13 protein-coding genes and 1 tRNA gene are annotated in these 22,771 nt (G+C 21.3%); 7 read left to right on the top strand and 7 right to left on the bottom strand.

Annotated features, from left to right (window positions below):
- Positions 1 to 2: 2 nt before the first annotated feature.
- Both VBM87_RS01455 and VBM87_RS01450 read right to left on the bottom strand, forming a co-directional pair.
- The gene (locus VBM87_RS01455; RefSeq protein WP_323177063.1) at positions 3 to 11,864 is read right to left on the bottom strand and encodes a hypothetical protein; all 11,862 of its coding nucleotides are present in this window, start codon (positions 11,862 to 11,864) and stop codon (positions 3 to 5) included.
- A gap of 135 nt (positions 11,865 to 11,999) precedes the next feature.
- Positions 12,000 to 12,083 (bottom strand) — tRNA-Leu (locus VBM87_RS01450).
- Positions 12,084 to 12,139: 56 nt separating this feature from the next.
- Between VBM87_RS01450 and VBM87_RS01445 the strand changes: the two genes are divergently transcribed.
- The 7 genes from VBM87_RS01445 (at position 12,140) to VBM87_RS01415 (ending at position 16,777) form a co-directional block, all read left to right on the top strand.
- Positions 12,140 to 13,054, top strand: a complete 915-nt coding sequence (locus VBM87_RS01445) for a nucleotidyltransferase (protein ID WP_323177062.1) — start codon at positions 12,140 to 12,142, stop codon at positions 13,052 to 13,054.
- Positions 13,055 to 13,090: 36 nt separating this feature from the next.
- A complete protein-coding gene (locus VBM87_RS01440; protein ID WP_323177061.1) occupies positions 13,091 to 13,750 on the top strand; it encodes a hypothetical protein in 660 nt (219 codons plus the stop codon).
- Positions 13,751 to 13,991: 241 nt separating this feature from the next.
- Entirely contained in the window at positions 13,992 to 14,561 is a 570-nt protein-coding gene (gene infC / locus VBM87_RS01435; RefSeq protein WP_323177060.1) for a translation initiation factor IF-3, read from the top strand.
- A 42-nt stretch (positions 14,562 to 14,603) separates the two neighbouring features.
- On the top strand, positions 14,604 to 14,792 hold the full coding sequence (rpmI, locus tag VBM87_RS01430) for a 50S ribosomal protein L35 (protein WP_323177059.1): 189 nt from the start codon (positions 14,604 to 14,606) through the stop codon (positions 14,790 to 14,792).
- Between the two features lie 57 nt (positions 14,793 to 14,849).
- The gene (gene rplT / locus VBM87_RS01425; protein WP_323177152.1) at positions 14,850 to 15,200 is read left to right on the top strand and encodes a 50S ribosomal protein L20; all 351 of its coding nucleotides are present in this window, start codon (positions 14,850 to 14,852) and stop codon (positions 15,198 to 15,200) included.
- Between the two features lie 414 nt (positions 15,201 to 15,614).
- The gene (locus tag VBM87_RS01420) at positions 15,615 to 15,860 is read left to right on the top strand and encodes a hypothetical protein (protein ID WP_323177058.1); all 246 of its coding nucleotides are present in this window, start codon (positions 15,615 to 15,617) and stop codon (positions 15,858 to 15,860) included.
- A 296-nt stretch (positions 15,861 to 16,156) separates the two neighbouring features.
- On the top strand, positions 16,157 to 16,777 hold the full coding sequence (locus VBM87_RS01415; protein ID WP_323177057.1) for a hypothetical protein: 621 nt from the start codon (positions 16,157 to 16,159) through the stop codon (positions 16,775 to 16,777).
- Between the two features lie 94 nt (positions 16,778 to 16,871).
- Here VBM87_RS01415 and plsY read toward each other — a convergent pair whose 3' ends face one another.
- The 5 genes from plsY to VBM87_RS01390 form a co-directional block, all read right to left on the bottom strand.
- Positions 16,872 to 17,594 carry a glycerol-3-phosphate 1-O-acyltransferase PlsY gene (plsY, locus tag VBM87_RS01410; RefSeq protein ID WP_323177056.1) on the bottom strand — a complete coding sequence of 241 codons (723 nt, stop codon included), beginning with the start codon at positions 17,592 to 17,594 and terminating at the stop codon, positions 16,872 to 16,874.
- On the bottom strand, positions 17,594 to 18,604 hold the full coding sequence (locus tag VBM87_RS01405; protein ID WP_323177055.1) for a nicotinate phosphoribosyltransferase: 1,011 nt from the start codon (positions 18,602 to 18,604) through the stop codon (positions 17,594 to 17,596). The genes plsY and VBM87_RS01405 overlap by 1 nt, the downstream gene beginning before the upstream one ends.
- Positions 18,605 to 18,705: 101 nt before the next feature.
- The gene (locus tag VBM87_RS01400; protein WP_323177054.1) at positions 18,706 to 20,652 is read right to left on the bottom strand and encodes an MFS transporter; all 1,947 of its coding nucleotides are present in this window, start codon (positions 20,650 to 20,652) and stop codon (positions 18,706 to 18,708) included.
- 133 nt (positions 20,653 to 20,785) lie between these two features.
- The gene (deoC, locus tag VBM87_RS01395; RefSeq protein ID WP_323177053.1) at positions 20,786 to 21,457 is read right to left on the bottom strand and encodes a deoxyribose-phosphate aldolase; all 672 of its coding nucleotides are present in this window, start codon (positions 21,455 to 21,457) and stop codon (positions 20,786 to 20,788) included.
- An 18-nt stretch (positions 21,458 to 21,475) separates the two neighbouring features.
- Positions 21,476 to 22,771: a pyrimidine-nucleoside phosphorylase gene (locus VBM87_RS01390; protein ID WP_323177052.1), complete on the bottom strand. Its 1,296-nt coding sequence runs from the start codon at positions 22,769 to 22,771 to the stop codon at positions 21,476 to 21,478.

Below are 22,771 nucleotides of genomic sequence, written 5' to 3'. Positions count from 1 at the left end.
ACTTATGAAAATCTTTTTTTCTTTTTAATATATAAGAAAATTCCTAATGCTCCTAAAGTTAAAAGCACTCCTATTGAAACACATGTTATTCAAATTCAAGATTTGCTACTATTTTGATTATTATCAATTAGATTTTGATTATAAGTCAATTGCTTATTAATTTGTTCATTATTATATAAATTTAAATTTTTTAAAATTTCTTTTGATTTTATTTCTGCATCTTGAATTTGTTCTTTTAAATCAATATCACTTTGATTTTCATTATTTTTAATTTTTAAATCTTCCAATGATTGTAATAAATTATTAATAGTATTAATTTTATTATCAATTTGACTAATTAAATAACTAAAAGATGTAGCAGAAGAATTAATATTTAAAATTTCTTTTATTAATTGGTCAAATAAAGCATAATTAGAATCTTGTAAAATTATTAATGAATTTTGTTTTAAAGTTGCTATTTTTTCTTTTTTAATTAAATTATTAGCAATAACTGTATCAAGTTTTGCATAATCGTTATTTAAAACATTAAAAATAAAATTATCTTTAAGTTGTTTTGCAATATCTAAAGTGTTAATTTTATTAATTTGAGTAATTAAATTATTAAATTCTTCTCTTTTATTTTCTAAATCATTATTATCATTAAGATTAATAATTTTTTGATTAAAAAGATCTAAATTAATATTATTTAAATTTAATTGTGAAATTTTATCTAATTCTATAATTTGATTATTAATAAAATTAATTTTGCTTAAATATTCATTATTATTAATTTTTACATTTAAGAAATTATTGTTTAATTTTGAAATAATATTTAAATCTAAATTATTTTTTGTTTCTAAATTTACTAATTCATCTAATTTACGTTTTAAATATTTATTTAAAATTTGATAATTATTATCAGTAAAATTTAATTCTTTTCATTCTTTTAATAATGAATCTTTATTTGTTTGATTTAAGTTACTTTCTTTAATTTGTTGTTTTAAAATTAAATGCAATTCAAGATTTTCAATATTTTGAATAATTTTTTCTCTTGTTACATTTAGAGCAAATTCTTTAATTGAATTCAAATATTCAATTTTAAAATCATTGTTATATTGTTGATTTTGATAAATATTTTGCATTTGATTAAATAATGTTAAAAGATTATTTAATTCTTGATTGTATAAATTGTTTGCAATTTCTAAATAACTTATTTTTTCAATAAAAGTATTTTTTATTTCTTCTTTTAAAATGGTATTTTCATTAATAATTTTTAAAGCATTTAAAGCTAATTTAACATTATTTAATTTTTGACCAAATAAATTATTAGTTAAATCTAAATTAGTTAAAAAATTAATAATTTTTGTTTTTTGTTCATTAGTTAAAAATACTGAATACTCAGTTTTTAATAAAGCAATAAAATCAATTTTTTGTAATAAATTAGTTTTACTTTGCACAAATAAATTTTTATTATTTTTTAAATTATCTAAATCATCAGCACCAATAGTTAAAACATTTTCAATTAATGAATTTTGTTCATCAATATCTAAAATTTTATTTTCTCTTATAGTTAACATTAAAATCTTTTTATCTCTTAAATGATTAAAAATTTTTCTTAAATTTTCAAATTCTTCTTTTTGCGCGTTATTAACATTAACATCTAATTGTTCAATTTGATTAATTAATAATTCTTTATCTTCACTTAATAATAAATGTTCATCATTAATTTCATCTATTAAAATTTGTTTAATTAATGCTCAATTTACATTTCCATCTAAATTAGTAAAGGTTAATAATAATTCTTGTTCTAAACGCACAATTTGTTTTTCATCATAATTTAGACCATTTTCTTTAATTAATTCTTGATAAGTATTTCTAGCTTGATCAAAACGATTTTTAATATTTTCGCTTGCTTGAGTATAAGAAAAATTATTAGTATTATTTAATTCTCTATTAATTGCATTAAAAGTACGTTTAATACGCATCATTAAATTATTTCTTAATTGAGCTTGATTAAATAAAGTGTCCATTTGACTAGTAATACTATATGTTGCTAAGATTATTTTTAGTTGATTTTTTTGATTATTATTTAAATGTTCTAAGGAATCAATTTTACTTATAATTTCTTGTTCTTTAGCTTTTAAAGTTAAATTACCATCTAAATCTTCAATTGCTAAATTTAAATCATTTAATAATGAATTTAAAGTTTGATGATTTGTAAGATTTGAACCCAATTCCTTATTAATTAAATTATTCGTTTGATTGAATAAAGCTTCAAAATTAGTTTTTTTATCACTTGAAGCATTTAAATAATTAGCACTTTCTAATAATAATTTTACTTGTTGAATTCTTTGGCTAAAATTAAACATTATTTTATCTATTTCTTCGCCAATAAGAGCTTTTTCTCTTACTAATTCTGGGGTAACAATTTTATCAATTTCAGTAATTAAACCTTGTTTTTGGGCATTATTTAAATTAATAAAATTATTAACTTTATTAATTGCTTCTTTTCTTACTTCTAAAATATTTTCTTTACCATTTAAATTATTAATTACTTGGGCTAAATTTGCAATTGTTTGTTGCACTTTAGTATTATCTAAAATATCATTTGCTAAAGAATATTCTTTGTTAAAGTTTGCTAATAATGTTTTAGCTTCATTTAAAGCATTATCATAAGCTAATTTTAAAGATACTTCAGAACCTGTATAGTTTAAATCTTGAGTAATAACATTACTATTATTAATATAAGTATTTAAATCGTTTAAATTAGTATTTAATAAATTTAAAGAAGCTTTTAAATGATATACATTATTAATTGTCTTTTGATTATCAATTAAATTTAAAGCTGCATCAATTTGTTGTTGAGTTAAATTGTTAAATTCTTTAGCTTTTATTTTTGATTTTATTTTTTCTTGTACATTATTTAATCTTTGCAAACCATCAAGTTGTTTAATAACATTATTAAATTGTTCAATTTTTTCATTTAATAATGTTAAAGAAATATTTCAACCATTTTGATAATTAATAATTTCATTTCTTTCATTTATAGCACTTAAATATGCATATTTATTAATATCTGAAGCTTGATCAAAATTAATATCACTTTGACTTATTGTTGCAATGTTTTTATAATTTTGCATTGCATTATTTAAATTAATAATCTCATTATTTAAATTGGTTAATTCAGTATTTAAAGAAGATTTAATGTCATTAATAAAGCTATTTTTTTGTGCATTATTTAAAGCTTGCATTTGATTTAATAAAGTAATTAAGTTATTTTTAGTTTCATCAAGCTTTTTAATTTCTTTCAATAAATTATCAATAACTAAATCAATTGGTTCATCAATTTGCTCAAAATTAAATACTAATTTTCTAATTTCGCTTAAATAATTACTTTTTTCACTTTCATTAACATTATTTAAACGCCCTATTTCAGTTTGAGCATTAGATTTTGCTCTTTCAAAAGCTTCGTATAAGAGATTATTTATTTCAATATTTAAGGGTTTATAATCAAGCAAATTAATTTTATTTTCTAAAAGTAAAATTTCTCTTGCTTGTAAATTAAACATATTATGAATTTTAACTCTTAAATTGTTTCTAATTCCATCTAAAGTTAATATTACATGTTCTAAATTTTCTTTTTGTTCGCTAGTATTTATAACTATGTGTTCAAAATTTTGATAATTTATATTAGCAAAATCATCATTTGTTCACTCAATTAATTTAACTTGCGAATCTTGCATAATTTGATCAAAATTATTTCTTTTTTCTATTGTATCTAATAAATAAATATCTTCTTTTTTAATTAATTGAGCTTGATTAAGTAAATTAGCTAAAGAAGTTAAATTATTTTTGTAATTAGAAATTAATAAAGAAATTTTAATTAAAGTATCATAATTTAAAGCTTGAGTCATTAAATTATTTATTTTTTGAATTTGATTTTGATTTAAATTTAAATTATTAAGATTAATTAAAGCATTATCTAAGTTATTTTGACCATCTAATTGAGCAAAACTATAAGTTAAATCATTAATTATTTGTTCAACTTGCAAGATTGTAAAATTATTTATATTATTTATATCCAAAAAACTTAAAGCATTTAAATAAACATTATCATAATTATTTCTATTTTCATTAGTAGCTAAACGATAGTTAATATAAACTTTATTAATATTTTTAAATATATCACTAATATCTTCTTGAGCTAAAAGACTCATTTGTTGTTTTAAAAGATTTTCTAAACTTATCAACTTTTGACTTAAATTATAAGCATTAGCTTTAATTTGTTCTATTTTGTCTAAATTTTGATTTCTTAATTGTAAAGCAAAATATTCTTTATGAGCATTATTTAAATGAGCGTATAATCCTATTTCTTCAATTATTAAATGTTTTTGATTATTTAATTGCTGAGCTTCTTGTAAAATCCTTGCAAAAGTTTGATCCGCTCCTACATTTTTAGAAAGATCAATTGTTGCTTGATTAATTTGATTGACAAATAAATTAATTTCTTGTGCATTTAATAAATTATTTTTAATTAACTGATTAATTGTATTAACTTTAACAAAAGATTGTGCTACATCAAAAATATTATTTTTCTCTTGTTGTGTTGGTTCTTTACTTAATTTATTAACATCTTCTTTTAAATTATTTTTTTGCTCACTAGTTAATAAATAAAAACCTTCAATAATATTTTTAATTTCTCCTCTTTGTCCATCTAATAAATTGTTAGCATTATTAAGAGCTTTTATTTTAGTTTCAAAATCATTTATTAAATCAAGAGTTTTATCTTTAGTCAAAGTGGTTATATCAAAAGTAATAAAACTGTTTTTTAAAGCTATTAAATTTTTTTGAGTTTCTAATAAAGAATTTTGATTTTCTTTTGTATCTGTTTGAAAAATTTGACTTTCTTTAATTTCATTAGATAAATTAATTAAATTATTTGCTTGAGTAATCAAAAGATCTAAATTTTTTAAATTTGATACATAAAGTGCTCTTTGTTCTTCGTTTTCCCTTAAAACATTAACGATTAATTGATCTTTAGCTTGACGATCAAAATTCATCAACTCATTAATAGTATCAAGTAATTTTTGATTATTTGCATTAGTATTTAAAGCATTAAAAGCACTATTTAAATTTTGAATAATATTTTCTATTTCTACTGAAGTTCAATTTATATTTTGATTAGTATCAAAAACCAAAATAGCATTATTTAAATTAGTATCATATTCTAATTTAATAGTTTCATTAGCATATAAGTAATTACGATTAATTTTATTTTCTTTACTATTAATATCAAAAATTTCTTTTTGAGTTAAATGACTTAAGTGTGCTAATATTAATTTTTTCAAATTAATCATTTGCTCATTTAATTTTTTAGCACTTTCATATAATGATTCACTCATACTTAAAGCATTATTTTTTATTTCATTTATATAAAAGTTTTTTTGAGTAGAATTTAATTCATTTAGTAAATTATTAATTTGACTACTAAAGAGTGATTTTTGATGATTTTGGTTAATAAAGGTTTGCAAAATATCAACTAATTTTTGATCATAAATTTTTTGATTTAAATCATAATTACTTTGATTAATTTGTTCAATAAAAGTTGTTTTTTCTGCTGTAGCTAAAAAAGAACTATTGTTTTTATCATTCAATTGTGTTAAAACATTGTTTTTACTATATTGATAAGCTTGTTGATAAATATTATCTTTATCAGTTTGTTCCAGATTTTTCTTTAAATTATTAATTTGTAATTTTAATTCGTTTTTATTAGCTAAATTTAAAAATGAAAACTTTTCTAAATCTTGAATTAATTGCAATTGTAAACCATTTAAAAGATTAAATTTAGTTTTTAAATCATTAAAATTGGTAATCAATTGGGCCAAATTTTGATCAATTTGATTATCAGTTAAATTAGTAAAATCTAAAGTATTACTAATTTGCAATGCATTTTGTAACTGTGAATAACTATTATTAAAATTATTTTTATTTAATGTGTTATCTTGTAAATAAATATCTTGATTTTTGATATTACTTAATTCTTCAAGTAATGATTTAGTTTGATTTAAATATTTATCATAGTTAAAAATAATTCTTAAAGTTTGATCTTTTTGAGCTTTATTAGTTTTTGATTCAATAAGATTTTTAATTTGTGATTTTTGATTTACATCAAAATTTTTTAAATTATTTAATATAGTATCTAAATTTTTATTAGTATTAGTTGTATTAAATTGATTAAATTTAGTTTTTAAATTTTCTATTAAATTATTTATTTGTTCTTTATCTAAATTAGAACCATTATTTTTATTTAAAAGTTTAAGAGCTTGTTCTAATGTTTCTTCATAAGTTAATTTAAGATCAAAATCGGCATACAAATAGTTTTCTCAATTTTTTTCTTGTGTTGTTTGAATATCATTTAAATTTTCATCTTGTACAAGTTTTTTTAATTGCTCTAAAATTAAATTATTTAAAGTTTCTAAAAGTTGATTAATTTGATTATATTTAGTTTCAAGGTTATTTTTTTCTTCAAAAGAAGTAGAAATTATATCTTTTTCTAAAACGTTCAAATAAGCATTATTTAAATAAATATTTTGCGTTTTTAAAGTGTTAAAATAATTTTCTTTATTTTTATTAAGATCTAAAGTTTCACTAAAAATTTGAGCTAAATTATTTAAATAAAGTTCATCAAGTAAATTTAAATTATTCACTTTTTCTATTAATGATCTTTTTTCTTGAGAACTTAATCAAATTTGTTTATTGATATGATTAATTTCATTAACATTATAACCATTTAAATTTTCATAAATATTGTCAATTGAATTAATAGTGTTTTTATCTGCTATTAAAGTAGCTAAGTTGAAATCTGTTTCATTACCTAATAAAGTAGTAGAAGTTAATAAATTAGTAGCTTTATTTAAAATATTATCCAAATTAATTTGATTTGAAGCTTGTTTATATTTATTATCATTAGTTAAAATTAATTGTTTATAATGAGTTACTTTATTATTTAATGTTTGCATTTGTGAATTTAAATTTTGCACAATTTCAATTATTTGTTTATTGATTTGATTAAATCTAGTATTTTTAATCAATTCTCGATATTTAATAAATTGAGCTTGATTTAAAAATGGGTAAGTAATTTTAAAATTATTGTAAATTAAAGCTTTATCACTGTTGGTTTTCTCTGCTCTTTGTACTAAAGCTTTAATTAAAGAACTAGCATTATTTTTATTAGTAATCAAATTAATATTTAATATAGTTCTTTTAAAAAGTTGTTTTTCTTCGGCGCTTAAATATAAATAATTATCAATTTTAAAAGCGTAAAAATTCTTTTCATGATCTAATTGTGCAAAAAGATTTTCTAGTGAATTAATTGGATCTCTAAGTAAAATATTTAATGAATTATCAGTTAAACCATCATTAGTATTGGAAACTAATAAATTTTGTGTTTTTGTTAAAGCTTGTTCTAATTGTTCTTTTAAATTTAAAGAAGCATAAGTATAAATAGTTTGTTCTTTTAAATTAAATAAAGCTTGATTAACTCGTTCAAAAGTTATTTTTAAAGTTTGCATTTCTTGATCAAGAATAAAATAATTTTGTGCAATTTGATTCATTTGATCTTCAGTTAATGCTTGATCTAATTCATTATTTAAATTAGATAATTGTTTTGTATTTAAATTTTCATATTGTTTAATTAAACTATTTTTGAAATTTTGTCTTAAAGCATTTAAAACAATTGTTTTAATTTCTTCTTCATTATTAGCTAAATCAATAGATAAAGTAAAGAAAGTATTATTATCAGTTGTTAAATTATTATAAGTTTGTAATTTTAACTTAGCTTCTTGTTTGATAACATCTAAATTACTTAAAAAACCTCTAACAATAATTTCATTAGTTTGAGTAGAATAAGTATTTTTATTAACATTTAACTTAGTTGATTCAAGTTTGTAAATAATTTTTAAAGTTGCTTTATTATCATCAGCTTCTAATTTAGTCAAAATTAATTTAGCAAAAGTATTTAATGGCACTACGTCTAAAAATTTAATTTCTTCATTAGTTACACTAGATGCTTTTCTAGAATTAAGATTATTGATATTTTCAATATTTTTAAAAACTTGATTATTTGTTATAGCTTCATTTAAACGTTTAATTTCCGTTTTTAAATTATTTAATCTAATAGTTTTTAATTCTTCTTCTGTAGTGTTTTGTTTAAAATTATTTGCATTAACTAAATAACTATTAGTAGGATTATTAATTTCTTCTAAAGTATAACTAATAAAAACATTACCATTAATTAAATCATTATGCGTTGGTGTGTTAATGATAATATTTCTTACAAGCATTTTTTCACTAGCTAAATCTACAAGTTGATTTTTATCGTTTTTAATTTTAAAAATAATTTTACTTGTATTTAATTCATCAGGTGTGATATTAGCTAAATTATCTTGATATTCTAAAATAATTTTACTTGCTTTGCTATGTAAATCAATACGATTAACATAACGTTCACTATCTTGTTTATTAGCAAAATTACTTATAACTTTGGAAGTTAAAGTATTAGAAGCTATTGTTGTTTTGATTTGTTCATTATTATAAGTTAGTTTTTTAGTTGAAATTAAACGATAAATAACTTTAATTGTTGTTTCAGTACGATCAGTAATACTAATTTTTTCAATTGCAACATCTTCTAAATTATTCAAATTATAAGTAACTTGATCTAAAATAGCTCTATTAGTTCCTATTGCTTTATCACTATAATCAAAAGAGTATGTATTGCTTTGATTATTTTGATAATTTTGTACTAATTGATTAATTCTTTGTTGTTCTTGATCAATTAATTTAGCTTGCTCAAAAAGTTTCTTAGCTTCTTGATCACTTTTTTTAACAATATCTTTTTGTTGATTAATAATATTTCTTATATTGGTGATGATATTATTTTTTGTTGCTAAAGTTAAATTAGTTAATTCCTTATTAATTTTATTAACTCAATTATCAATTGTCATATTAAAAACTACACTAGCAAAATTAGTTAATGCTTCATCAACTTCATTAGTTTTATCAATAAGACTAAAATTATTATTAGTATCTAAACTATAATTATTTAAACTTATTAAATGATTATTAATTTTAAAATCTTTGTTTGATTTTAAAGAATGCATGAAAGTATTTTTAAATAATAAATTTTGCTTTTGTTCTTCAGTTAAATATCAATTTTGATTAATTCATGCTGCTAAATCTGCACCGTTAGCAAAAATATTTGATAAAGATTCTAAAGTTTTATTAGCTAATTCTTTATATTTTCTTGCTAATAAAGTGTTATTATTAACATTTTGATAATCTAAAAGATCATTGTCTTTAATTAATTCTTCTTTATTTTTAAATAAATTAGTATTTAGTGTTTGATTTGAGCCTTGAAATTCTCTAAAAGTATTAACTAAATTATTTTTATTAGTTTGATAAGTTGAACGATATTTATAACCTTCTCAATTAGTAAAATCTTTACCACCAGTAAAATAAATGGTTTTTTCAATTTGATTGATTTGATTAATTAAAGTTTTAATAGCTTGATATAGTTTATTTTTTCTTATTGTAGCTTGTTCAATTGTTTTTAAAGGAGTGATTTTGTTAGCATTTCAATAAGTAATAAAAGTTTTTAATTGACCTTCATTATAGCTTTGTGTTGTAGGAGCAGTAACTAATTGGGTTGAAAGTTGAATAATTTCATTTTTTAAAAAACTATAAACTTGTTGACGATTGTAATGATTATTAGTTTGCTCTTGAATAATATCTAAAGTATTAAGATTATCATAAATTTTTTTAATGTTAGCATAACCATTAAAAGTTAACTTATTAATTTTTTGCAATTCACTAATTTGATTTTTAATATAAGTTAAATCTTTGTAATCATTTTCATTATTAAGCGTTCTAACTAAATAATCATTACTGTTTTGATTAAAATTAGATCTAAAAGCAGCATATTTTAAATTATTCAAAAGTAAATACAAAGCAGTCAATTTGTTATTTTCATCATCTCAATAAATAAAATTTGCTCTTTGACTTACTCAATTTAATAAAGTATTGTTAGCATCAACTGCTGAACCATCAAAAATACGATTGAATAATTTTCAATATTCTTGTTCAAATATTTGTTGATTAGTATTATTTTCTTCAATGTAACTAATTCATTGATTTAAATTTTTAGAAGGATTATTTTTTAAATTAACTGCATTATTATTTGCAAAATCTCGTGCATATTCTTTTTTAATTTGTGTTTTTTGAGCTCTTGTTAATCACTCTTGAACTTCTAAAATTTTATCTAATTTAGCTCGATCTGTTAAATCTCAAGTAATATCAACTTGGCCTCAGTTAGTTCTATATTCTCCTAAGGTTTTAGAATTGATGAAATTATGATTATTTGAATCATTGACAGTATATTTTCAAAGTTTAGTATCGTAATTAGAAATATGAATTTTATAATCTTGAATTCTTTGCTCAATATCATTGAAAACATAAGAAGTTTTAGTTTTATAAGTATAATCAATTTTAGCATTTTGATTAAAATTATTCTTTTTAATATCAAAAACTCTATTAGCATTATTACTATTAGTGTTATTTTTATAAACGTACATTGAATTTTTAGGAAAGAGTAAATTTTCTTTTTGATCAATTTTATATTTTTTAATTAAATTAATTGTATTTTGATCTACTGATTCAGTTGTAATAACATTAATTTTATTTGTATAGTTTTTAAAACTATGAGCTACAAAACCTACTTGAGCTTGAGTGGTATTATTAGCATTAGGTCTATTTAAACCAATACCTAAAAAAGATTCATAACCATGTTGATAATTAGAATTATTTTTATTGTGTTGATTAACTTGGAAAACAACATTTAAAAAAGGAGCAACGCCAGAATTAACTGCCGAACGAGCTTCAAAAAAAATCACTGCACCTAAATTATTTTTTAGAGCATCTTTAGTGGTTTTGTAATTAGGATGATAATTTAAATTTGATCAAGATGTATTAATAGGTAAACTTAAATAACGATTTGCAATTCCATAATCAATTTCTCTAGTGGCATTTTTAAATGAATTAGTAATTAATGCATCAGCAACTCTATCACTATTAAATTTACTATTATTTTTTGCTCCATCATAAAGAGGTATATATTTTAAACTAACAATTTTACCCGTTCTTTCAGAACCTTGAGGATCAAAATCTCCACCATATTCAAAAGGTTCATAAATATTAAAATTAGCTAAAGTTCTTTGATTACTTGGTGTTTTTGAATTACTAAACATTTGTTTTGTAACATTAGTATTTGAACCGCTTGTTACTGGTCTTAAACCAATAGTTTGACCTACACCTACATTACGATTATTTTCTCTTCTAAATAATTCAAAAGTTATTTGATTGCTAAAAAGTAAATCTTTGGAAATATAAATAGCTCCTTGATATCATCTTTGAAAATTATCTAATGAACTACTTGAATTACCAAATTGAAATTGTGTCAAAAATAAATTATTATTTTGTCCTGGATTTTTTCAAATATCACTAATTTGAGACGCATTATTAACTTCTGTGGTTATTGCATTATTATTGTTATATGTTACTTTATAAAGATTTAAATCTTTTTTAAATAAATTATTATCAGTTGCCAAATTGTTATTCAAATTATTAGAGTTAACAAAATATTTGGTAGTTCAAATTCTCTCATTTGGATATTTAGTTTGTAAAGTATTATTATCAATTGTGTTAGTTTCATTAAAAACAGTCGATTGTGATAATTGAGTATTAACACTTAAAAAAATAAAAGGTAAAATAGCACTAGTACCAATTACACTATTAAAAACTATTTTCTTTTTTAAGTTTTTTTTATTGATCATAATTTTCTCCTTTTAAGATACTAAATAATTCAAGCTTATATTTTATTTTTAATTATAATTAATTATAAATTAATTAAATTAAATAAATTGAAATAAAAAAACCTAACAAAATTGTTAGGCGGTATTAAAAATATATGGTACCCAAGACAGGACTTGAACCTGCACGCATTTCTGCAGTAGATTTTGAGTCTACGGTGTCTACCATTCCACCACTTGGGCAAATATATTAATATTATAGCTTAAAATTATTTTTTTCAAGATTTTTGAGGTAAAAAATGATTGGAATAGTAGTAGAATATAATCCTTTTCATAACGGTCATATTAGACAATTAAATTGAATTAAAGAAAAATTTCCTAATGAAAAAATTACAATCGTCATGAGCTATAAATATTCACAGCGTGGAGAAAAAATAGTTCTATCATATAGAAAAAGAAAACATTTAGCTAAAAAATATGGTGTTAATAAAATAATTAAGCTTAAATTTAGAGAAACGGTTCAAGCAGCACATATTTTCGCTCAAAATGCACTTAAAAAATTAGTTAAAGTCAAAATTGATAAATTAGTTTTTGGTTCTGAAAGTAATGATTGTGAAGAAATGTTTTATTTAGCTAAATTAATCAAAAATAATCAAGAACAATTAAATAAAAAAATCAAATATTACTCAAAAATTGAAAAATTAGCATATCCTAAAGCTTATGCTTTGGCATTAAAAGATTTAAGTGGCAAAAATTATTTACAACCAAATGATATTTTAGGTTTTGAATACATTAAAGAAATTCTTAACAAAAAGTATCAAATTAAAGTTTATACAATAAAGCGTAATATTGCTTTTCATTCTTTAGAACCTCAAACAAATTATGCTTCAGCTTCTTATTTGAGAACTTTAATACAAAATAATCAAACTTTAAATAAATATTCGCCTATTAAAAAAATTAAATATCAAGATTCTAACCAAAAAATGTATAAAAAATTTCAACAAAATATTCAAAATAAAAAATATTGAAATAAAATAATTAAACTAAATGTTATAAATGAAGGTATAGAAAATTTACTTTTAAAACACGTAAGTGAACAAGATTTGAATTCTTTTTTAAACAAAACTACATCTAAGCGTTATACTAAATCACGCATATTAAGAATTATTGCTTGAATAGCTACTAAACAATGAAAAAAACACTATTTTTTATAAAATAAATGCATAAAAAATAAATAATAAGGAATTAGAATGAAAATAAAAAAATATTGAAATTTACTACTTTTATCAAGTTGTTCAACTTTACCAATTGTTCTTGCTACAAGCTGTAAAGATACTAATCAAAATTATAATTATAATGATTTTAAAAACGATTATGAAAATCCTATTAATAATAAAGCTTTTACTTTATTTTTAGATCAAAAGCAAATCGAAAAAGAAATTCAAGAAATTCAAAATTTAGCTAAAGAAAATAAATTATTAAATCGTGATAATAAAGTTATAAATGAACAAATAAATAAAATTCCTCAAGTTTTAAATTTTAATTTAAGACAATTTACTGCTGAATATTTAATTGCACGTAGATTAATAAAATTTAAATTTAATGATGATAAATTAAATCAAAATATAGATTATAAATATGTTGCTAATGTTGAAAGACCTGAAGGAGTATTTTTAAAACTACAAATTTTTTGAAAAGATAATCCTAGATATTGAAAACAAACTGAACTTTTAAAATTACAAGATTATTTTAAAATCATTCGTTATGGAGCTGATCACTTACACTTTTCACTTGAAAATAGTGAAGGTCAAATGATAAGTGAAAATATTTTAGCAATTGAAAGAGCTTATAAATATAATTTAACAACTAAAGAAGAATACAAAAGCGATTATGATGCTTTTGGTGCGTAATAAAAAAATAATGTAGTATATATACTACATTTTATTTTTAAAAAATAAAAAATATGTTAGAATAAAAAAGCAATATTAATAATTGCAGAAAGTAGAATTATCTCACCCGAAGATAATATTTATCTTGGGTCTTAAGCTACAATTAAAGTCAGTGTATTTTAAGTAGTATATAAAAAATTTATCTATTTAGGAGTTTATTATTCAAGTAAATAACAAAAGTAAAAAACCTACACCAGAACATATGATTAATGAAAATATTCCTTTTGAGAAAGTTTTTGTAATCGGTGAAAATGGTGAAAAAATTGGTGTATCTAACACATTAGAAGCTATTGAAAAAGCAAAAGAAAAAAAATTAGATTTAGTTTTAATAAGTGTAGATCCTAAACCTATTGTTCGTATGTTAGATTATGGAAAATTTAAATATGAACGTAAAAAGAAAGAAAAAGCTAATAAAGAAAAACAAACTTTTGTACAAAACCGCCAAATTAGATTAACACCTATGATAGGTGATAATGATTTAAAAATTAAAGCTAAAAAAGCTCGTGAGTTTCTTTTAGAAGGCGATAGAATTAAAGTTAGTTTAAAATTCAGAGGTAGAGAATTAGCAAGAAAAGAATTAGGTGAAGAAAAATTGAACCAATTCTATGCATTACTTGAAGATATTTCAGACATTACCAAAGAAGCAACATTAGTTAATGAAAGATTTTTAGATCTATATTTGCAACCTAATAAAACTAAAATAAGTAAATACAAAAAAGAAAATAACTTAGTAGATAAATCAACTACAAAAGATAAAGTTAGAGTTGATTAAAGTTGAATTCTACATTCACACTCTACTTTTTAAGGAGAGATTATGCCTAAAATGAAAACTAAAAGTGCGTTAAAAAAACGTATTAAAGTTACAGGAACTGGTAAAGTTCTACGTGAACAAGCTTATCGTTCACATTTAGCCCAAAATAAGACTACTAAACAAAAACGTCATTCTCGTAAACGTGCTTTAATGCATGCTTCTGATCTAAAAAGATTTAAAGCTATGTTTTAATAACTTTTACATTTATGGACTATTACAGTAATTTAATTATTTTGTTGTAAAGGAGAAATAATGAGAGTAAAAGGTGGAACAGTTACAAGAGCAAGACGTAAAAAATGAATAAAATTAGCAAAAGGTTATTTTGGACATAAATCAATTGGTTATAAAGTAGCAAAACAAGCAGTAGTTAAATCATGAACTTATGCTTTTAGAGATAGAAAACAAGTTAAACGTAATTTTAGAAAACTTTGAATTGCTCGTATTAATGCAGCTACAAGAGCTGAGGGTTTAAGTTATTCTAGATTTATTAATGGTTTAAAAAGAGCTAACATTATTGTTAACCGTAAAATGCTTTCAGAACTTGCTATTAATGAACCAAACACATTTAAATTATTAATTAATTTAGCTAAAGAGGCTTAAAAATATTTTTTTAAAACACCTATTAAATAAACTGGTAAGTTTAAATAAAAGGTGTTTTTTTATTTTAATATTATTTTTTTGTTGTTTATTTATTAATGATATAAAAATATAACATAGTATTTTCAAATTTAGAATATAAAACTTTTTTAATTAATTTATCAATATGATATTGATATAAGTTTTTAAAATCTTTAAATAAAAAAATTGAAATATAATAGAACTATCATAATAAACATCAATTTCATTAATATGCAGTAAAATTATTATTTTTAATTTCAGTAATTATTTTTTTTTAAATTTTAATGATTTGAATTTTAGCAGTAAAAATGTTTTCTTTAAATTTATTTATATTTTTAATATATATATATATATATATAAGAATAAAAACAAAATATCAAAAGAAACATTGAAATTATGAAATTATTTAAAAAATTAGTTAGTTTAGATTTAGAAGCAGTTGTTATTACTGGTTTATTTTCTATGATTGTCATTTCTTGTTGTGTTAAAACACAAGAAGAAATAGAACAAAGTAGAAAAGAAACGATACAAAATATTCAACCAAAAACATTGCATGATTTGGAAACAATCCAAAAAGCAAAAATAGCACTTAATGAAATTGATTTAAGCAGTTTAAATTTAATTCAAAAGGAAAATGAGTAGTTAGATTTTTGAATGAATAATTGTTTAGAAAAACAAAAAATAATTGATAATAGAAAATTAAGTTCAAATGAAAAACTTGGTTTATTAAATGAAAAATTAGAATAATTAATGACTTTAAAAGGAATAAACAAAAACTTTCTAATTATGTTGATAATGAAGAATTAGTCATCAATTTAGAAGTATAAGAAAAAGAATGAAAAAATGTTAAACTTTGTTTTTTGTTTATTTTGGTTTAAAACAAAACAAATACTTGTTTATATTACAATATAATAGGTTATAAATAATGGAGATAAGAAATGAATGATTACGTAAAAAAATACAAACCTGAAAATATTAATATTATCATAGATAGTTATTTGAACAATGAAAAGGAGTTTGAAAGATTTAAAAATAATTTTTATTATGTTCCACATACTTCATTAAAACTAACCAAGTGAGATAAAAAATTTAAAGAAATTTACCAAGATTATTTAAAAGAAATTAAAAGTATGATTAATAATAAAGACCTTTTTATTCCTGATAGTCAAGATTATTTAAGTGAAGATGAGGTTAATAGTCTGTTTGATGAAGAAAATAATGAATTATTTTATCAAGAAATCGCGACTAAACATTGTCAAAGCATAGATAAAGACTTTTCTAACACCGACAAGTTTTTATTATTAAAGGATTTTTACGCCGGAGATACTAAATATTTTATCGAGAAAGCGCTTTTCTTCCAACAAGACAAACAACTACAAGAAATAGATGATGATGAAAAATATTATACGTTTTATCCAGATATTAATAATTTAGTCAAAAGTTATGTCTCTGTTATTTATAAGTGGTTTTTAGATGATATTAATAATGGAGTACATACTTCTTTAATATATGATTTAAACAATAACAAAATAGAATATAAACAAAGAAAAGGAAGATAAAAAAAACATATTTTTTAATAAGATATGTTTATATATATATATATATTGACAAAATATTTAAAAAATATCCAATATTTTATGGATATTTTTTATGTTATTTTTTATTTAAATTTAATGTTCTTTCTTCTTTTTTAATTAATCTTTTTATATTCGAATGATGCATTATTATGACTAAAAGTGCTGTCAAAGTAAAAATAATAGGTGTTACATATCAATAAGAAACTAAAAATTTAATAATATCATCATTATGTTCTACATTATTAATTCAAAATCCTAAAATTCCTTGTGTAAATCAAGGATTATACATCATTGGCAACATAACTAATGCTACACTAATTGATGCTAATGAAACTATTTTTCTTTTAACTAATATACTAAAGAAAATTATTGAAGCAATAATGAAAGCAATAACGTTTATCATTAAAATTAACGACGCTGCACACACAACACCTTTGCCGCCTTTAAATTTAAAATAAATAGGAAAAATATGTCCAACAACAACCCCAAATCCTGCTACTTGAGGAGATACAAAAACTTGAAAAGGAAAATAAACATTAATTATATTATGTACTATTAAAGCAGCTATTAAAACAGTTAACACTACTTTAAGAAAATCAATTATAAAAACAATTAAAGCAAAACGTTTACCAAATGTTCTTAAACTGTTAGTAGCTCCTGCATTTTGACTATGGTATTTTCTTACATCATCTTTTTTGTAAAAATAACTTAGAATAATTGAAGTATTAAATGATCCAATGAATAAATAACCAGCTATAAAAAAGGCTAAATTAATTAGGACATTATAAAAAATAATCATTATTTGCTATATCTAATTAATCTTGAATTGTTTTGATATTGACGTCCTTCTTTAGCTTGATTTTGACCATTTAAAACTGTTGCATCAGCGGAAAAATAACAACGCGGTTGAAAAATAAATTGACCCACACCATAAAAATCTACTGGAGTGTTATTATCTTCAAATTCTTTGATTTTTTCAGGAGTAAAACCAGAAGAAACAGTTATTTTAACATTATTGGCTCCCATTTGATCCAAAGCTTTTCTTAGTCTTTTTATTTGTTCAACGTTAACTCCATAAAACTTAGGATTATCTTCTTCATTATCAAACATATGATCTTTCATAGAAGCAGATGTATCTACTCTCACTCCTCAAAGTTGATCTCCTATAGCTTCATAAGATAATCTAGCATCTCTTATTACATCATTATGATAATCAATTAAAGAAATAACATTTTCTTGAGGAAACATTTCATAATAAGCTTTAGTTACAGCTTTAATATCACCATTAAAATTTTGAATTAACGCATGAGGATATGAACCAAAAGGTTCCAACTGACTATTTGGTAAATTTTGAGCATCAGTTGACATAATATTTACACCTGCCAATCTTATAGCATCACCATCTCTTTCTTGCATTAAAAAATGATCCATTCTATCACCCATAAAAATTATTGGTTTACCCTTTGCTGCTTGAACACACTCATACGCATTAGTGGCTATAGTTGTTGAACGTGAGAGAATTCCATCAATCAAACCTTCCATAATACCAAAATCCTGATATTTGCCTTCTAATTCTAAAACAATTTCTTTAGCACTTATTATTGTGCCTTCAGGCAAATATTTGATTTGATATTTTGAAATGTCAGTATATTTTTCTAATAATTCTAAAACTTCATTCATTCCGCCAAGAAGTGCTTGATTGTGTCTTTGAAAAAATTGTAGTTTAATGATATTATTAGCATTATATTTTTCTAAAATAGTTCTAGTTTTTAAAAAATAAGTAGCTATATATTTTTCAATTGATTTCATTTTTTCCTTTTTATTTTATTGTAATAACTTAATTAATTTTAATATATAAATTAATATTTTAATAAATTTAATTATTGTAATTAAAAAAATAGTTTATTAAACTATTTTTCAACAATATAAAATAATAAAGGTGTAGAAATTTTTTTAACTCATTCTTCTTCTTTATTTTCATCTCTTTTAAAAACTTCTAAAATCTTAAAATTAAATTCTTGAGATAATAATTTTTGCATATCGTTTGGAGTATAAAATCTATTTTTTATTAAAATATTATTTTGTTTATTAGTTAAAACCTTTTTTGAAGAAAATAATTCTAAATCATTAACTTTTACTACGTTTAATCAATAATTAGCATATTCTTGTCTAGAAAACATATCATGAATAGTAAAAATAAATTTACCATTTTCTTTTAATAAATTAAAAATATTGTGTAAGGTAGTTTTGATTTCTAATTCATCTAAAATATTAGTAATACCATTAAATGAGAAAAATATTAAATCATATTTATTTTTATTATCAATAATTTTTGTAATATTTTTAACTTTAAAACTAATTGAAGATTGTTTATTATTTCTTTTTTTACAGATTTTAATAAATTTTTTATTAATATCTATAGCATCAATAATTGCATTAGGATAGAGTTCTTTTAAAGCAAAAGTAGTTCTACCCAAACCGCAACCAATATCATAAATTTTTAAATTTGCTTCTTTGTTTGGAAAATATTTTTTAAATATTATTTTTTCAGAATATCAAAGACCATTTTTAGTATATTCTTCGTAATCTTTGAAAGTTTTTTTAGAAGAATAAAATTTATTAATTAGTTTTGTATTTTTATTTTCTGTTTTAAAAATATAAATATATGAAAAAATTATTGTTATAGATAAAAATAATATTGCAAATGAATAAATTAAATATGCTCAATAATAATTAAATTGATTATTTATAAAAGTAAACAAAATTATAAATAAACTAGAAATAATAATTCTAATTATTAGCGAAAAACCATTTTGTTTGTGAAAATCATTTTTATTAAATAATTTATAACATTGTGAATAAAAAGAAGGCAATGAAATATTAAAAATAAATTGTTGCATAGCGTTAATAACAAAATATAAAATAAAAATTCAATATCTTGAAGTTATTATTTTATCCATAATAATTCAAGAAAAAACTAAAATAAGCATTATTAACATTAAAAGATGTAATTTTAATTTAGATTTATTAAAATGATTTAACAACATTAATAAAATAGTTGCCAATAATCCACTGATAGACATAATTAATGTGAATCAAAAAGATCATTCATTATACTTATAATCATTAATATAATTAAAAAATTGTATTAATCCAGTTTGTCTTGGATAAAGTAATATACCAATTAAAATAGAGAAACTAAAAACAAAAATTCAACTTAAAATTTTCCTTTTATTCTTAGTAAATTGTTTTTCAATAGTAAATTCAAAAGGTTCTTGATTAATTTTTAAACTATAATATAAAAAACCTGAAATTAAATAAGTTAAAATATTAAAAACTATTAATCAATAAAATTCTAGATAATTATATAAATAAAATGACATTAAAGGCGAAAATACAAATCCAATTGACGTTGCAAAAGAATTGCCTATATTAAATGCTTTCAATGTTTTGTCATTAGTTGCTAAGTGATAAATTATATTTTTTAAATGAATAAAACGGTATGAGTGTATAGTGCCTAACAAAGTTGATAAAACAATTAAAATAATAGAAAAGAAATGAAAATTTAAATATCAAAGCGATATAAGAAAAACAACTAAAAGAAATAAGGCGCTTAATAAATCTGTTAATAATAATGCTGTTTTATCTTTAAATAATTTAATTAATTTATGAGAGAAAAAATAAATAATTATCGAAGGTAATTGAATAAGTAAATATAATAAAGTAACTAGTCAAAAATCACCAGATATTTTATAAATATAAATAGCTGAAGAAATTTTAAATGCTTCAGAACCAATCAGAGATATACCTATTGCAAATATATATTTAGAAAGATTAAAATTAAATAATTTTTTCATTATAAATTTCTCCCGAAGCAAAATATAAATAACATATTACATTAATTTTAAAATAATATAAACTTCAAAAAAAAAAAAAAAAAAATAGACAATTTCATTAAAAAAACGGTTAATACCGTTTTTATTTTTAATATTAATATGAATTTGGATCCGCTTCTGTAGATTCTAGAATCGATACTGAACGAGAAGTACCAAATCTAGTTGCGCCACTTTGATACATTTGTTCTAAATCATTTAAATTAGAAATTCCACCTGCTGCTTTTATTAATAATCTGCCTTGTGCAATTTTTTGCATGATTTGAACATCTTCTAATGAAGCACCACGACTTGAAAAACCTGTTGAAGTTTTAATAAATTCTGCACCTGAATTAGCAACAATTTCAGTTACTTTTTCTAATTCTTCTTGTGTTAGTAATGCAGTTTCAACAATAACTTTTAAAATATTCTTTCCACAAGCTGCTTTAACTGTTTTGATATCATTTAACACATAATCATAATCTTTATCTTTTAATTTACCAATATTAATAACCATATCAATTTCATCTGCACCAGCTTTTAATGACTCAGATGCTTCGAAAGCTTTAACAGATGAAAATGATGCTCCTAATGGAAAACCAACAACTGTAGTAATGCCAGTTTCACTTCCTTTTAAAAATTCTTTTGCGTAAGGAATTCAAGCACTATTAATACATACTGTTTTAAAATTATATTTTTTTGCTTCATTTAATAATTTATCGATTTGAGCTTTTGTAGTGTCAGCTTTTAATAAAGTATGATCAATCATTCTATTGTATTGTTCTTTCATAATAACCTCTTAAATAATTTAGCTTAATTTAGCTAAAATAATTTTATTTTCCACTTTTTCATTATTATATTTAAAAGCTTGTTTCAATTCATTAACTAATTCAATATCAATTTCTTTTGAAGAATATAATGTAAATAAAAGATCATTTTTATCAACTCATTCATTCGTTTTTTTATTTAATGTTATACCTGCTTCAAAATCTATTTTATCTGCTTTAGTTGCTCTTCCAGCACCTAATTTCATTGCTACTTTTCCAAAAGTTAATGAATCAAAAATATCTAAATAACCTTTTTGATCAGATCTTATTTCTAATTTATATTTAGGATTTCAGAATTTAGGATCTTCTATAGCACTATAATTACCACCTTGTAAAGTAATAAATTCTTTAAATTTAGCTTTAGCTGTGCCATTTTTGATAACTTCTTTAACTTTTTCTAAACCTTCTTCGTAAGTATTAACTGCTTTAGCTTGAAGTAAAATAGTTGCACATGAAGAATATACTAATTCGTTAAAATCAGTTGGACCTTTACCTTCTAATGTTCAAAGAGCTTCTAAAACTTCATTTTTATTACCTATTTCTCTTCCTATTGGTCTGTTCATATTAGTTATTTCTGCTCTAACATCAACATTTAATTCTTTACCAATAGCAATCATAGCATTACCTAAAGCTTTAGCTTCTTCAAGATTTTTCATAAATGCACCATTACCACATTTAACATCTAAAAGAATAGCATCAGATCCAGTTGCTAATTTTTTAGACATAATACTTGAAGCTATTAATTCAATTGATTGTACTGTGCCAGTAACATCTCTTAATGCATATAATAATTTATCAGCAGGAACTAAATTTTGACTTTGTCCCATTATTGCTATTTTATGTTTTTTTACTTGTTCGATAAAATCTTTGTCACTTAATTCAACACTAAAACCAGGTATTGATTCTAATTTATCAATTGTACCACCTGTATGACCCAATCCTCTTCCAGACATTTTAGCAACCGGTACGCCACAAGCCGCAACAATTGGGCCAACTGCTAAAGTGGTTTTATCACCAACTCCTCCAGTAGAGTGTTTATCTACTTTTATTCCTGGAATTTCACTTAAATCAATTGTTGCACCAGAATACATCATTGTTTTAGTGAATTGAGCTAACTCTTGACTATTCATACCATTAAAAACAACTGCCATTAAAAAAGCTGACATTTGATAATCAGGAGTTTCTCCTTTAACATAAGAATTTAATAAAAATTCAATTTCTTCTTTTGTTAAATTTTGATTAAAACGTTTTTTTTCAATTAAATCTACTACTCTCAT

Source organism: Mycoplasma sp. 744 (assembly GCF_034863305.1).
Classification (GTDB): domain Bacteria; phylum Bacillota_I; class Bacilli_A; order Mycoplasmatales; family Metamycoplasmataceae; genus Mycoplasmopsis.
Note: the sequence above shows the minus strand (reverse complement) of the source record. Positions and strands in the feature narration are given on the sequence as shown.